Genomic DNA, 15,561 nt, shown 5'->3' with positions numbered 1-15,561 from the left:
AAAGTAAGACACTCTGTTTGTGGCATTGTATATTTGCGCTAAAGCGGACGAGCTGCTTATACGCTACGATTCCACAAGTGGAATCTCGTAATGACAAAAAGCTACATATTCTTTTTGGCTTCTTCTAATCGTTGCGCATCAGAGATGTTTTGGGCGAGATTGTCCCAACGAAGTTTTGCTCCGCCTAAAATATGAAAGTGCAAGTAAGGTACTTCTTGCCCACCATCTATACCGACATTGCTAATGATACGATAGCCACTTTTATCTAAATTTAAGGTTCGTGCGACTTCTTGGATAAAGAGTGTGAAGCCTACCATTTCATTGGGGTTAAGCTCTTGGAAGTCTTTAGCAAATTTCTTAGGAATCGCAAGAACATGCACAGGAGCTTTGGGTGCAATGTCGTGAAAAGCTAAAAAGTCATCATTTTCTAGCACTTTATTGCAAGGCACTTCGCCTTTGATAATTTTTTCAAATATGCTCATTTGGAAACCTTTAAAAAGTAAATTTTTAATATTTTACCTTATTTTATCTATGGATTTATTTTAGTTTTTAAGAAAAGTAAATAAAAATTTACAATACAATCTCAAAATTATTTTACACAAGATTGGAATGAGATGACAGAAATATTTTCTAAGATTGATAATGCGCAAAGCACTGCGGAACTAGAGGAGATTCGTATTCTTGTAATGGGAAAAAGGGGGAGTTTAACTGCGAGATTTGCCGCGCTAAAATCTTGCGAGGAATCCGAAAAAAAAGCATTGGCTAAAGAACTTAATGCGCTAAAGATGAGGTTTGAAAAAGCTCTATTGGATAAAAAAGAGCAACTAGGGCTAAAGGAGCTTGAGGCAAAGCTCAATGCAGAAAAAATTGATGTTTCTCTCTTTAGCCCAAGCTCTCAAAAGGGAGCAAATCACCCTGTAATGCTAATGTTAGACAAAATTGTAGAATATTTTGTGGGAATGAATTTTTCACTCAATGTTGGACCTTTGGTGGAAGATGATTTTCATAATTTTGAAGCATTGAATCTCCCCAAATATCACCCCGCAAGGGATATGCAAGATACATTTTACTTCAAAGATGGCAAGTTGTTGCGCACCCATACTTCGCCTGTGCAAGTGCGCACAATGGAATCCCAAAAGCCACCAATTCGTATGATTTGTCCGGGAAGCGTGTTTCGTTGCGATTATGATTTGACACATACGCCAATGTTTCATCAAGTGGAGGGCTTGGTGGTAGAGCAGGGTAAGGATTCTGTGAGTTTTGCAAATCTCAAATTTATTTTAGAGGATTTTTTGAGATATATGTTTGGAGATGTGAAAGTGCGATTCCGCTCCAGCTTCTTTCCTTTTACAGAACCAAGCGCAGAAGTGGATATGAGTTGTATTTTCTGTAAAGGCTCGGGGTGTCGTGTTTGTTCGCATACGGGTTGGTTGGAAGTGCTAGGTTGTGGAGTGGTAGATAATAATGTCTTTAAGGCAGTGGGTTATGAAAATGTCAGTGGATACGCCTTTGGTTTAGGTGTGGAGAGGTTTGCTATGCTGATGTTTAGTGTGCCAGATTTAAGAGCATTTTTTGAGAGTGATTTAAGAGTTTTGGAGCAATTTAAATGATTTTTACACGCAGTATTTTAAATCAAATATTACCGATAGAAAATATTTCGGGCGAGGAGATTTGTAAAGTTTTAAATAAGATAGGATTGGAAGTAGAATCCTTTGAGAAAAAAGTTGCACCCCAAAAAGTTGTTGTGGGTAAAATTCTTGAATGCCAAAAGCACCCCGATGCAACGAAACTTAATGTCTGTCAAGTTGCTATTGAGGAAAAAGAGGGTGAATATCAAGTGCGGCAAATCGTTTGTGGCGCACCCAATGCGAGAGTAGATATTTATGTTGCTGTTGCGCTAGAGGGGGCAGAGCTTCCTGAAATTACAATCAAAAAAGCAAATCTTAGAGGGATAGAAAGTTGCGGTATGTTATGCTCAACGACAGAATTAGGCTTCCCAAAAGTTAATGACGGAATCGTAGAGCTTGATTCAAGCATTGGAGAATTGGTTATCGGTAAAGAATTGAGTGAATATCCTTGTTTTAATGAGGAGGTTTATGAGGTTTCTATTACTCCTAATCGTGGCGATTGTATGAGTTTGCTTGGCATTGCTAGAGATTTGAGTGTTGCATTAAAGCTTGAGCGCAAAGCCTTGTGTCCTATGCCAAAAATATCTGAAAATGCTCCCGGAATCGGGAGAGTGCTGCAAGTTGTAGCAAGTGAGAAACATAAAACTTCTTTATTGTTTAAGGTGATTGAGGCTAAGCCTTTTGTGTTGCCTTTAAGTGCTGTTTTGTTTCTAGCTTATAATGAAAGATTGTGCAAAGATTGGTTAGGCAATGCGTTATGTTTTGGGACGCTTTTTAGTGGGGTTCTTTTAAACGCTTATTTGCAGGATTTTTGTCAATTAGAGGATAAAAATGGAAAAGTAGTGCTGAATCTCAAGAAGGATTCACAAGGTTTTGAGTGTATTTACCAAGAGGATAAAAAATTATCCACAATTGGTATTAGAGGATATATGGAGAATCCCTCTAGCACAACTCGTTTGAATAATAAAGAGAGAGAATTTATTATTTTGGAGGCAAGTTATATTCCGCCAGAAGTCATCTCTCAACAAGTAATGGAATCCAAGCCTAAAATAGATGAAAAAATGTTTGCATATTCCTCGCGTGGAAGCAATACGGATTTACAGATGGGGTTATCTGTGCTTTTGAATTTATTTGCTGACAACGATTCTGTGGTATATAATGATACGCAAGAGCTTTTGGACATACAATCCAAAGAATCCATCACCATAGAGATTCCATTATTATCGCGTGTTATAGGGGTAGAAATAGATAGGTTGCAAGTAGTTAATCTTTTGAGGGCTTTAGAATTTAAGGTGGAAATTTCTAATGATGAAAATCTTATCGTTGCTACTCCCCCAACATTTCGTCACGATATTTTAGGATTCCAAGATGTTGCAGAGGAGATTATTCGTTTTTATGGTATTGACAATGTTCCAAGCACTCCATTGGTGTTTGTGCAACAAGATCAAACAAATGACGCTTTAAGGCTTTATCGTTTTAGGAGAAATCTTGCGCAAAGGGCTATTGGAGTTGGTTTTAATGAAGTGGTGCATTTTTTGTTTGAGAGCAAAGAGAAATTGCAACAATATGGATTCCCTCTATTGGGAAGTCAATTAGAGCTAGTGAATCCTATTACTCAAGATTTAAACACTTTGCGTAGCACTCTGTTGCTTGGACTTTTACGCGCAGCAGAGCAGAATCGCAATAACGGATTTTGCGCAATCAGCTTAAGCGAAATAGGTGCAGTGTATGATAAATGGCGAAATCAAAGTGAAAAAATGGCATTTTTGCAAAGTGGTTTTATCAGAGAAGAGCGTTACCCTAATGCCAAAGGTATTAGAGGGGATTACTTTGAATTTTGCGATAGGGTTGCGCGTGTGATTGGAGAATTTACCCTAGAAGCATTCCAAAGCGAAATTAGTCTTTTCCACCCCGGACAATGTGCAAAGGTTTTGCAAAATGGTAAAGAGATTGGAATCTTAGCAACTTTGCATCCACAGGTTGCTTTAGAGTTGGGGTTAGATTGCACTTATTTATGTGAAATTTCTTTGGATTCTTTGAAAAAAGCTTTACCCAAAGCAAAAACATATTCCAAGTTTCAAAAAGCACAACGCGATTTAAGTGTGGTCTTGAATCGTGAGATTCCATATTATAAGCTAAAGGCGGCTATTCATAAATTGAATTTATCCGATGTGATTGGATTTTATCCACTGGATATTTATCAAGACGAATCTTTGGGGGATAAATTGAGTTTGACGATTCGTTTTGAGTTGCAATCAGAATCCAAAACATTAGAAGAAAAGGATATTACTGCAATGATGGATCAGATTTTAGAAATTCTTAAAACAGAATTTAATGTGGAATTAAGATGAAATTGCAAGTAGATAGAGTTAAAACATTTACGCTAGATACGGATAAGATTGCGGCAGATAAGTCTATTTCTCATCGTTGCGCTATTTTCTCACTCCTAAGCGATAAACCAAGTTTTGTGCGCAATTATTTGGAGGGTGAAGATACATTAAACACATTGCAAATTGCTCAAAAATTAGGCTTAATTGTGGAAAGGGAGCAAGGAGGTTTGCGCTTGATTCCGCCTAGCAAGATTTGTGAGCCAAATGCAATTTTGGAATGTGGGAATGCAGGAACAGCAATTCGCCTTTATTTAGGGCTTTTGAGCGCACAAAAAGGAATCTTTGTTTTAAGTGGAGATGAATATCTAAATAAGCGTCCAATGAAACGCGTAACAGACCCTTTGCGAAGTATAGGCGCACAAATCATAGGCAGAGAAGATGCGAATTTTGCTCCTTTGGTTGTACTAGGCAACGAAAAACTAAAGCCATTCCATTATGCAAGTAAGATTCCAAGTGCGCAAGTTAAATCCGCAATGATTCTAAGTGCGCTTTTTGCGCAAGACGATTCTGTTTATTCTGAAATAGAACTTAGTCGCGACCATAGTGAAAAAATTTTAAAGGGTATGGGTGCGCAAATAGAATCCAAAACATTGGAAAATGGGGAAATTAAAATAGAGATTTCATCTTTGCAAGGTAGGAAATTAAACCCATTAAATATAGAGATTCCAGCAGACCCTTCTAGTGCATTTTTCTTTGCTTTAGCTATCGCAATTGCTCCCAATGCGCAGGGTGTCTTGCGCAATGTCTTGCTAAATAAAACGCGTATTGAAGCCTTTAAAATTTTAGAGCAAATGGGAGTTTCTATTCAATTCAAGGTAACTTCTGAAACTTATGAGAGAATCGGGGATATTGAGATTGTTGCGCCTAATACATTAAAAGCGGTAAATGTGAGCGAAAATATTGCGTGGTTGATTGATGAAATTCCGGCTATTGCGGTTGCAATGGCTTGTGCTAAGGGGACAAGTCGTGTTTGTAATGCAAACGAGCTACGAGTGAAAGAAACAGATAGAATCAAAGCAGTGGTGCATAATCTTAAACTTTGCGGTATTGAAGCGAGTGAGCTAGAAGATGGCTTTGAGATTGTTGGGGGAGAGTTACAAAAATCTTGTGTCTCTAGCTTTGGAGATCATAGAATCGCGATGAGTTTTGCGATTGCGGGGCTAGTTTGTGGAATGGAGATTGAAAATGCAGAATATATTAATATTTCTTTTCCTAACTTTTTAGAGATTCTGTCCTCCATTACAACAATTCAAAGGAATTAAATGCGTGTAAAATTAGCCAAAAATTATGGATTTTGCTTTGGGGTTAAACGCGCTATTAAACTTGCAGAAAGTAAGCCAAATGGTATCACTCTTGGTCCATTGATTCACAATGCAAAAGAAATCAACCGCTTAAAAGAGGATTTCAATGTGATTGTCAATGAAAATATTGAGGAGATTCCACAAAATGCTGAAGTGATTATTCGCACACACGGAATTCCAAAACATGATTTACAAAAATTGAAAGAAAAAACCTCAAACATTACGGACGCGACTTGTCCTTTTGTAACAAAACCTCAAGAAATTTGCGAAAAAATGAGCACACAGGGTTATCAGATTGTTATTTTTGGAGATATAAAGCACCCAGAAGTAAAAGGAGTAATGAGCTATTGCCAAAATAATCCTTTGGTAATAGAAAGCTTGGAGACATTAAAAGGGGTTAGATTAGCGGAAAAAGTAGCACTTATCTCGCAAACAACTAAAAATATTGAATTATTTTTAGAAATTGCCAATTACTTAATTCGTAATTGCTCGGAATGTAGAGTATTTAATACAATTTGTAATGCAACTTTTGATAATCAGGATTCTGCGAGAAATTTAGCCAAAGAAGTAGATGTAATGGTGATTGTGGGAGGGAAAAATTCTTCTAACACGAAGCAGTTATATAACATTTCCAAAGAACATTGTGAGGATTGCTATTTGATTGAGGATTTTTCGGAATTAAATGCGCAGTGGTTTAAAGGGAAAGAGACTTGTGGAGTGAGTGCAGGGGCTTCTACGCCCAATTGGATCATTGATAAAATAGTAAAAACCATTGAAAATTATTAATTTTATACTTTTAAAAGGCAAATTCTAGTAGAATTAAAGGATTTTATTTTTTAAAAAGGGCACAGATGGCTGTTGGAATTAACACACACGAGTTAGAAAAGATAGTAATTGACGACAATGAAGACTTCGCTTCAATGTTTGAACAATTTGAAAAAAGAGGGAGCGAGAGCGTTTCAGAGGGTGAAATTGTAGCAATTAAAAACGACCAAGTAATTATTGCAGTTTCGGGCGAGAAAAAAGAAGGCATTATTCCCATTGATGAAATCAAGGACTCTAAGGGCGAGTTGTTATTTAAAGAAGGGGATTTGTTGCCGATTGTGATTATCGGTAAGCGTAATGAGCAACCGATTATCTCACACAAGAAAGCAATCCGTAGAGAGAAGATACGACAATACATTAAAGATTTGGGTGAAGATTATAAAGACAAAATTGTAGAGGGTATTGTAACCAAGCGAAACAAAGGTGGATATGTTGTTGAAAATAATGGGATTGAATTTTTTATGCCAAAGTTTGCAGCAGCTTTTAAAGAGGGAAGCAAAAATGAGGGTAAAAAGATTAAAGCTTGTATCATCAATGTAAAACCCGAAGAAGATAGCATAGTAATTTCGCGTAAGCGTCTATTTGAGCTTGAAAGCACCGTAAAAAAAGATGCCATTGACAATTTATTAAAGCAAGATGGCGTTTTGCAGGGTAAGGTTAAGAAGATTACAAGCTTTGGAATGTTTGTTGATGTAGAGGGTGTAGAAGGATTAGTTCATTACACAGAGATTAGTTACAAAGGACCCGTGAATCCTTCTAAACTTTATAAAGAAGAGGATATAGTTCCTGTCAAAGTTTTGAATTACGACAAGGATAAAAGACGTCTTGCTCTATCTATTAAAGCGACAACAGATGATCCGTGGAAAGAGATTGAAAATGAATTGGAAGTAGGCGATGCGATTAAAGTAACGGTAAGTAACATCGAACCCTATGGTGTGTTTGTTGATTTGGGTAATGATATTGAGGGATTCTTGCATATTTCTGAAATTTCTTGGAATAAAAATATCCAAAACCCTGAAGAGTTTTTGAAAGCAGGGCAAGAAATTGATGTGGAAGTCATTGAGATTGACACAAAAGACCGCCGATTAAGAGTTTCTCTTAAAAAATTGCTTGATAAGCCTTTTGAGCAATTTGCCAAGAAACATAAAGAAGGAGAAATGCTCAAAGGTGTTGTAGCCACTTTAACAGATTTTGGTGCATTTGTGAAATTAGATGGTATTGATGGTTTGTTGCATAATGAAGATGCTTATTGGAATAAAAATGAGAAATGCAAAGATTTGATGAAAATTGGCGAAACGATTGAAGTTAAAATTGCCAAAATTGACCGAGAAAAAGAGCGCATTTCTCTTACACGCAAAGGGTTAATCACTTCTCCTGTAGAAGAGTTTGCTAAAAAACACTCTATGGACGATGCGGTGGTTGGCTTGGTTAGAGACATTAAAGATTTCGGTGTTTTTATCAAAATTGATGATGAAATGGACGCTCTTATCCGCAATGAGGATTTATATCCACTAAAAAAAGAAGAAATTAAGATAGGGGATACAATCAATGGTGTAATTTCTCTCATTGATGCAGAAAATAATAGGATTCGTGTTTCTGTGCGTAGATTAGAGAAGCAAAAGGAAAAAGCAAATCTTAAAAATTTCAATAGTAGCACAAACGATAAAATGACATTAGGGGATATTATCAAAGACCAAATTCAATAAGATAAGATGGAAATAATATGCAAACAAGAATGCTGATTGGAATCTTCTCTTGCTTAACTTGCATATTATTGTTCATTTTGATTCGTAATTATATTGATGCAATGAGTGTGTATTCTTTACCTAAATTTAGCCCCTATGAGCTTGCTCAATTTGAAAGCAATAAAACTAAAATCTTTGAAATGCCACATTGGCTTGATAGATTATCAGGAAAAGATGAGCGCAAGTTTATTTATCCTGCTTCAGAATTGCAAGTTAAGTTGCTTTTTGAAAATGAATTAAAGAAGACTTCTAAAGAAATTTTTAGAGTTTCTGTAGGGGTGATTAACGATTATCAATTTTTCTGTATCAATCAAGTGCTTGGCGCATATAACATAGAGTATTCTTATTATAAAATCGGTGAAAATATTTCACTTGTTGTTGCAACAGAAGATGAAAATTACCTTCGTAGTGTGTTAGAGAAATTAAAACATTACGAAATTAATTATACTTTATCTAAAACTTAAAGGAATGGAGAGTTAAATGTCAAAATATACGATTATTGTATGTGATCATATTCATCAAAGCGGTTTGGATTTGTTGGCAAAAGATGCAGAGATAGAAATGCTTAATCTAGCAAGTTTGCCTAAAGAGGAGTTGAAAAAAGAGTTATATAAAGCAGATGTTGCGATTACTAGAAGCTCAACAGATGTTGATGAAAGTTTTTTGGAATCCGCGACAAAACTGCGTGCTGTTGTCCGTGCAGGGGTAGGAGTGGATAATGTAGATATTGAAAAATCTAGCAAAAAAGGTGTGGTGGTAATGAATGTTCCTACTGCTAATACGATAGCGGCGGTAGAATTGACTTGTGCGCACATTTTAAGTGCGATTCGTAGATTTCCTGAAGCAAATGCACAACTTAAAATAGAGCGCAAGTGGAAAAGAGAAGATTGGTATGGCACAGAATTAAAAGATAAAAAGCTTGGAATTATTGGATTTGGTAATATCGGAAGTAGGGTAGGAAAGCGTATGAAATCTTTTGAAATGGAAGTTGTTGCTTACGACCCTTATATTAATCCTGCCAAAGCCACAGATGTCGGTATTGCATACACAAGAAATTTTGATGATATTTTAAGCTGTGATATTATTACAATCCACACTCCTAAAAATAAAGAAACGATTAATATGATTGATAAAGAACAAATAGCCAAAATGAAAGATGGCGTGATTCTTATCAACTGCGCACGTGGTGGCTTATATAATGAAGATGCACTTTATGAGGCGTTGGAATCCAAAAAAATAAGATGGGCTGGGATTGATGTATTTGCAAAAGAACCCGGAATTTCCAATAAGCTTTTGGATTTGAAGAATGTTTATGTAACACCACATATTGGTGCAAATACTTTAGAATCTCAAGAAAAAATTGCGATTCAAGCGGCACAAGCAGCACTAGAAGCTGCAAGGGGTTCAAGCTTTCCTAATGCTTTAAATTTACCAATCAAAGAAAATGAGTTACCAAGCTTTGTGAAAGCATATTTGGAATTAGTACAGAAAATGGCATTTTTTGCAATCCAAATCAATAAAGACGAAGTGCGTTCCATAACGCTTGAAGCGGAGGGTGAGATTCGGGATTATCTTGCTTCACTTTCTACTTTTGCGCTTGTTGGAGTCCTTAATGCGACGGTTGGGGATAAAGTTAATTATGTGAATGCGCCTTATGTAGCTAAAGAAAGGGGAATTGAAGTAAAATTAGAGGGTAAAGAATCCCAAAGTATTTATAAAAATCAAATCAAACTTACTTTGCTTACTCAAAATGGAGAATTTAGCGTGAGTGGTGCAGTATTTAATGATTCAACACCAAAAATTGTGAATATCAATAATTTTGCATTAGATATTGAGCCAAAAGGTAAGATGATTCTGTTTAGGAATGATGATACCCCCGGTGTTATTGGATTTGTCGGCACAACTTTAGCAAAGCATCAAATTAATATTGCCGATTTTCGTCTAGGACGTTATGGTAAAGAAGCACTAGCCTTAATTATCGTAGATGATGCGGTTTCGTCTGCCGTATTAAATGAATTATCTAGCCTAGAAGCTTGCATCTCTATTAAATATGTAGTGTTATAAGATTCTTTGCAATGGTAACCTATAAGATACCATTGCAATTTTTTGGTTACTTTTTAAAAATTATTTACAATCACTGAAGTTTTTATTAACAAATGTTACTTTTTTGCTTAAATGAAGATTTAATTTTCCTAAAATAAATTATTTTAATTGTTCTTAAATAAAATTTGAATAAATTAAATAGATTAAATTAAATTTTTGGAGGAACTATGTGGCAACAAGTCGTTGATCCGTTAGGAAGTATTTGGCTAAGTGCAGTAGTGGCGTTTTTGCCGATTCTGTGCTTTTTGCTTTGTTTGTTAGTGTTTAAGCTAAAAGGTTACCAAGCAGGGTTTATCACCGTGATTGTCGCAACTTTGATTGCGTTTTTTATCTATGGAATGCCTTTCTCTTTGATTGGCGCAAGTTTTGTGCAGGGTTTTGCGCAAGGAATGTGGCCGATTGCTTGGATTATCATTGCGGCGATTTTCCTTTACAAACTTAGCGTAAAATCAGGTTCTTTTGAAGTGATTAAGCAGAGTGTTATTTCTATCACACCTGACCATAGAATCCAAGTGATTTTGATTGGCTTTTGCTTCGGCTCTTTTTTGGAGGGTGCAATCGGCTTTGGTGGTCCCGTTGCAATCACTGCTGCGTTACTTGTAGGGCTTGGGCTAAAACCCCTTTATGCAGCAGGACTTTGCTTGATTGCAAATACCGCTCCTGTAGCATTTGGTGCGGTTGGGATTCCAATTATTGCGATGACAAACCTTGTGGGCGTAGAACAATATGCGGTTTCTGCAATGGTGGGTAGAATGCTTGTGCCTTTAAGCCTTTCTGTGCCATTTTTTATCGTATTTTTGATGGACGGATTCAAAGGAGTTAAAGAAACTTTCCCTGCAATTTTGGTTGCGGCTGTAAGCTTTACTGGGACACAATTTTTTAGCTCAAACTACTTGGGTGCAGAGTTGCCCGATATTGTTTCTGCGATTGTTTCTCTAGCTTGTACAACAATCTTTTTAAAAGTGTGGCAGCCTAAAAATATTTTCCGCCTTGATGACAAAAAAGATTTCTCTAATCAACAAAAATTAGAGCTTGGAGTGATTGTTAGAGCGTGGATGCCTTTTATTTTGCTTATTATTTGTATTGTGATTTGGACACAGCCTTGGTTTAAGGCACTCTTTGCAAAGGGCGCAATCTTTGATTATACGCAAGTTACCATTATGTTTAACAATATCCAAAGTGGAATCGTAGATCCAAATGGCAAGGCTGTTGGATTAAGTTTGCCGATTAACTTTATCGCACTCCAAGCAGGAACAGCAATTTTACTTGCGGCGTTTTTGACAATTTGGACGCTAAAAATTAAGGCGAATGATGCGGGAGAGTGCTTTTGGGAGACCCTAAAGGAAATGGCGATTCCTTGTATTACTATCGGGCTTGTTGTTGCATTTGCTTTCATCGCAAAAAATTCTGCAATGAGTGCGACTTTAGGAACTGCTTTGGCACAAACCGGACAAGCTTTCTCTTTCTTTAGCCCAGTGATTGGGTGGCTAGGCGTATTTATCACGGGAAGTGATACAAGCGCAAACTTGCTATTTGGTCCATTGCAACAAGTAACCGCTAGAGAGCTAGGCATTAGCGAGGCGTTATTCTTGGCAGCAAACTCTGTGGGTGGTGTTGTAGGAAAAATGATTTCTCCGCAATCTATTGCTATTGCTTGTGCAGCGGTTGGTTTAGTTGGTAAAGAATCCGATTTGTTTAAATTCACATTGAAATATTCTATTGGCTTTATTTTGTTGATTGGAATTTGGACATTTATCATTGCAACAATGCTTGGAGCTATCATTCCAGAAATTGTCCCTTTGGTTAAATAAGGAATCGTAATGAGAAAGGTTTATTTTTTCGCCACTTGTTTAGGAACAGCAGCTATGCAAGAGGCTGTATTAAGCGGAATCAAACTCCTTCGCCGCGAAGGAGTAGAAGTGATTTTTAAAAAAAATCAAACCTGTTGCGCACAACCTTCCTTTAACTCGGGTTACTTTAAAGAGAGTAAAGAAGTTGCGCTTTATAATATTAAACAATTTCCCGAGGATTACCCTATTGTTGTGCCAAGTGGTTCTTGCGCAGGAATGATGAGCCACGACTATTTGCAACTTTTTAAGGGGGATTCTCACTTTGATTTGGTTAAAGAATTTAGCGGACGCGTTATAGAGTTAAGTCAATATTTGGACGATGTGTTAAATGTGGATTATGAGGATAAGGGCGAGAATATCAAAGTTACTTGGCATTCAAATTGCCACGCCTTAAGGATTCAAAATAGCATTAACGCAAGTAAGAATCTTATTAAGCGTTTGAAAAATGTAGAATTAGTGCCTTTAGAGTTTGAAGAGGAGTGCTGTGGATTTGGCGGGACATTCTCTGTCAAAGAGCCTGAAATTTCTAATGCTATGGTAATGCAAAAGATTAAAGATATTCAAAATACCGGTGCAAAATATGTCGTTAGTGGCGATGGAGGTTGTCTTTTGAATATTCAAGGCACGATGAGCAAATTAGGAGTAGATACAAAAGGTATTCATCTCTATGAATTTTTATTGAAACGATTGGAGGGGGTTAATCTATGAGTATAGGGCACAAAATTTCGCACGAACAAATCGTGCATACAAAGTTGAATGATTCCCAAATGCGAGATAATTTGAGTGTTGCTATGCACACATTACAGCGGAATCGTTTAAAAATCATTGATGAGAAATTTGAGGATTGGCAGGGATTAAGGGCAAAGGCGCAACAAGCAAAAAATAATGCCCTTATGAGCCTAGAAGAACGGCTTTTAGAGTTTGAAAAGAATGCCACAAAAAATGGAATCCAAGTGCATTGGGCTTCGGGTAGTGATGATGCTTGTGAGATTGTTTATGAATTAATGAAAGAAAAGAATATCACCAAGATTTTAAAAGGTAAATCTATGGCGAGTGAGGAAATTGGGTTAAACCATTTTCTTGAAAAAAAGGGCATTAATGCGATTGAAACAGACTTGGGTGAGTTAATTTTGCAGCTCAATCACGAAACCCCTGTGCATATCGTCGTGCCTGCGATTCATCGCAATCGTTATGAAGTGGGTAAGATTTTTCAAGAAAAGCTCAATGCTCCTTTAGAATCTGAACCAGAAAAGCTCAATGCAATCGCAAGAAAGCATCTAAGAGATGAGTTTGAGGGCTTACAAATGGGCTTAAGCGGTGTCAATTTTGCAATGAGCAAAGAGGGCGCATTTTGGCTTATTGAAAATGAGGGGAATGGCAGAATGTGTACCACAGCCCCAGAAATTCACGTAGCAATTTGTGGAATTGAAAAGGTGATGGAGACTTTTGAGGACGCAGCAACAATGGTGCATTTACTCACTCCTTCTGCAACAGGACAATTTATCCCAACTTACAATAATATCATTACTTCCCCACGAAAAAATGGTGATTTAGATGGACCTAAGGAAGTGCATATTATCTTGTTTGATCACCATAGAAGTGATATGCTTTCACATTCTGATTATTGTGAAGCATTGCGTTGTATTCGCTGTGGAGCTTGTATGAATTTTTGTCCCGTGTATGATAAAATCGGCGGACATACTTACCAAACCATTTACCCCGGACCTATTGGCGAAGTCATTAGTCCAAATCTCTTTGGGATTGATACAACGGGCGATATTTTGAGTTTCTGTTCACTTTGCGGACGATGTAGCGAGGTTTGCCCTGTTAAGATTCCATTGGCAGATTTGATTAGAAAGTTACGAAGCAATAAAATCGGTCAGGGAGAGAATCCGCCTTTGGGTGCTAGTATGTTGGAGTTTAACAAAAGTGAAGCTTTGGGTATGCAAGGTTTTGCTAAAGTTGCTACCAATGGTGCTTTATGGAGATTTTCACTCGGGAATGCGCATCGTTTTAATAGCATATTGCATCGCTTCAAGGATTCTTTGCCTGTGATTAAGAAATGGAGTGCGTTTAAAGAACTGCCTCAAATGGAGGGTAATCTTTATCAAAAGATTCAAGAATTGCAAGGGGTGCATTATGAATAGCAGAATTGAAAAGATTTCACAACGCAGTAAGGGGCAAATTTTAGAGAGATTGAAAAAAGCTCATAAAATGCCAGATTTTGAATACAAAGCAAGTGTAGATCCTGTGGTGCATATCCAAAGAAGTGGTGAAAAGCTAGAGGAAATGAAGCGCAAAATGACGGACAATAAATATATTGTAGAGGAATGCGATAGCGGTAGTTTGGAGAGTAAAATTAACGAGATTGTTAAAAGTTATGGCTATCAAAAAATGATTTATAGCGAAAGCTTGGGGTTGGATATTGACAAGATTGAAGCAACGCAAAAAGTGTGCTTCAATCAAGAAATTGAAAATTTAAGAGCGGAAGTTTTCCATAGCGATTTTTCTGTTGTTCGTGCAAAGTTTGGTATTAGCTCACACGGCGTTGCATTGGTGCATTCTTCTAGCGCTCAACCTAGAATGCTAAGTCTTGCACCAACACTTTGTATTATGCTATTAAAGAAAGAAAATGTTGTCGGAAGTCTAGCGGAAGCCTTAAATTTAGTCAAAGCTGAAAATGAAGTTTTGCCTAGTAATATTTTATTTATTGCGGGTCCTTCACGCACTGCTGATATTGAGCTTATCACGGTTTTTGGAGTGCATGGCTCACAGAAAGTGCATTTACTACTTTATTAAAACATATCTTTGCAAGGGATTGTCCCTTGCGTCTAACCTCTTAACTAACTTATGCCAATCCTTTCCAACAAAGCAAGGTTTAATTGTGTGTGATTTTTTAGCCTAATAATCTTAAAAGACAAAACAATCAAGAACCCTTATTATTTAACTGCTTAAATTGGCGGATTGCCACGAATACACTGCGCAGATTCTCACAATGATAGAATCTAACTTTGCGTCATTGCGAGGGCTATGCCAAAAATAATCTATAATCTAGCAAATTTGCTTGATTCTTTATAATATCTCTGCCACAACAAAACAACTTTAAAACATTTTTGCATTCTTTAATCTTATTTGTATTGCGGTAATTTCATTTTTAAACAATTCTTATTTATTGTTTAAAAATTTATTTTTGAAGCGGACATAATTTTGCGCTGATTCTTTGATGAGGGCTATTTCCTCTTCTCTTAATTCCCTAACAAGTTTTGCAGGATTTCCTAAGATGAGTGAGCGTGGAGGGAATTTTTTGCCTTTTGTTACAACGCTCCCAGCTCCCACAATACTATTTTCCCCAATGCAAACATCGTCCATAATGCACGAGTGCATACCAATGAGGCAACAAGATTCAATCTTGCAAGCGTGAATAATGCAGTTGTGTCCAATTGTAACATCGTCTCCTATGATGACAGGGAATCCTGAATCTATTATTTCGCCCTTCTCATTAAAGAGTCTGTGCCAAATATGCAAAGTGGTTAAGTCTTGAATATTTGTGCGTTCACCTATTTTGATAAAGTTTTCATCGCCTCGCAAGACGCAGTTAAACCATATACTAGAATCTTTACCAATTTCTACTTCACCGATGATCTTAGCTCCCTCTGCTATAAAGACATCAGAGGCAATTTTTGGGCTTTTTCCTTGAAAATTTATTAACATTTGGTAAT

13 protein-coding genes are annotated in these 15,561 nt (G+C 36.9%); 11 read left to right on the top strand and 2 right to left on the bottom strand.

What is annotated here, in order from left to right; translation table 11 throughout:
- Positions 1 to 101 precede the first annotated feature (101 nt).
- A complete protein-coding gene (locus BS85_RS0100945) occupies positions 102 to 482 on the bottom strand; it encodes a histidine triad nucleotide-binding protein (RefSeq protein ID WP_026943145.1) in 381 nt (126 codons plus the stop codon).
- A gap of 132 nt (positions 483 to 614) precedes the next feature.
- Between BS85_RS0100945 and pheS the strand changes: the two genes are divergently transcribed.
- The 11 genes from pheS (at position 615) to BS85_RS0100890 (ending at position 14,641) form a co-directional block, all read left to right on the top strand.
- A complete protein-coding gene (gene pheS / locus BS85_RS0100940) occupies positions 615 to 1,610 on the top strand; it encodes a phenylalanine--tRNA ligase subunit alpha (RefSeq protein ID WP_026943144.1) in 996 nt (331 codons plus the stop codon).
- On the top strand, positions 1,607 to 3,979 hold the full coding sequence (pheT, locus tag BS85_RS0100935) for a phenylalanine--tRNA ligase subunit beta (RefSeq protein ID WP_026943143.1): 2,373 nt from the start codon (positions 1,607 to 1,609) through the stop codon (positions 3,977 to 3,979). Before pheS ends, pheT begins: the two co-directional genes overlap by 4 nt.
- Positions 3,976 to 5,280, top strand: coding sequence for a 3-phosphoshikimate 1-carboxyvinyltransferase (gene aroA / locus BS85_RS0100930; RefSeq protein ID WP_026943142.1), 1,305 nt, complete (start codon positions 3,976 to 3,978; stop codon positions 5,278 to 5,280). The genes pheT and aroA overlap by 4 nt, the downstream gene beginning before the upstream one ends.
- Positions 5,281 to 6,105, top strand: coding sequence for a 4-hydroxy-3-methylbut-2-enyl diphosphate reductase (locus BS85_RS0100925; RefSeq protein WP_026943141.1), 825 nt, complete (start codon positions 5,281 to 5,283; stop codon positions 6,103 to 6,105).
- Between the two features lie 65 nt (positions 6,106 to 6,170).
- Positions 6,171 to 7,850 carry a 30S ribosomal protein S1 gene (locus BS85_RS0100920; protein ID WP_051604617.1) on the top strand — a complete coding sequence of 560 codons (1,680 nt, stop codon included), beginning with the start codon at positions 6,171 to 6,173 and terminating at the stop codon, positions 7,848 to 7,850.
- A 17-nt stretch (positions 7,851 to 7,867) separates the two neighbouring features.
- Positions 7,868 to 8,353 carry a hypothetical protein gene (locus tag BS85_RS0100915; protein WP_026943139.1) on the top strand — a complete coding sequence of 162 codons (486 nt, stop codon included), beginning with the start codon at positions 7,868 to 7,870 and terminating at the stop codon, positions 8,351 to 8,353.
- Between the two features lie 16 nt (positions 8,354 to 8,369).
- Positions 8,370 to 9,953, top strand: a complete 1,584-nt coding sequence (gene serA, locus BS85_RS0100910; RefSeq protein WP_026943138.1) for a phosphoglycerate dehydrogenase — start codon at positions 8,370 to 8,372, stop codon at positions 9,951 to 9,953.
- Between the two features lie 206 nt (positions 9,954 to 10,159).
- On the top strand, positions 10,160 to 11,803 hold the full coding sequence (locus BS85_RS0100905) for an L-lactate permease (protein ID WP_026943137.1): 1,644 nt from the start codon (positions 10,160 to 10,162) through the stop codon (positions 11,801 to 11,803).
- A gap of 9 nt (positions 11,804 to 11,812) precedes the next feature.
- A complete protein-coding gene (locus tag BS85_RS0100900; RefSeq protein WP_026943136.1) occupies positions 11,813 to 12,550 on the top strand; it encodes a (Fe-S)-binding protein in 738 nt (245 codons plus the stop codon).
- Between the two features lie 2 nt (positions 12,551 to 12,552).
- Complete coding sequence (locus tag BS85_RS0100895) at positions 12,553 to 13,989, top strand: LutB/LldF family L-lactate oxidation iron-sulfur protein (RefSeq protein WP_156938007.1); 1,437 nt, start codon at positions 12,553 to 12,555, stop codon at positions 13,987 to 13,989.
- A complete protein-coding gene (locus tag BS85_RS0100890; protein WP_026943134.1) occupies positions 13,982 to 14,641 on the top strand; it encodes a LutC/YkgG family protein in 660 nt (219 codons plus the stop codon). Before BS85_RS0100895 ends, BS85_RS0100890 begins: the two co-directional genes overlap by 8 nt.
- Before the next feature lie 366 nt (positions 14,642 to 15,007).
- Here the strand turns inward: BS85_RS0100890 and BS85_RS0100885 are convergent, their stop codons facing one another.
- The gene (locus BS85_RS0100885; RefSeq protein ID WP_026943133.1) at positions 15,008 to 15,553 is read right to left on the bottom strand and encodes a gamma carbonic anhydrase family protein; all 546 of its coding nucleotides are present in this window, start codon (positions 15,551 to 15,553) and stop codon (positions 15,008 to 15,010) included.
- Positions 15,554 to 15,561 lie beyond the last annotated feature (8 nt).

This window comes from Helicobacter rodentium ATCC 700285, from assembly GCF_000687535.1.
Lineage (GTDB): Bacteria > Campylobacterota > Campylobacteria > Campylobacterales > Helicobacteraceae > Helicobacter_D > Helicobacter_D rodentium.
This window is presented reverse-complemented; position numbering and strand designations above follow the sequence as displayed.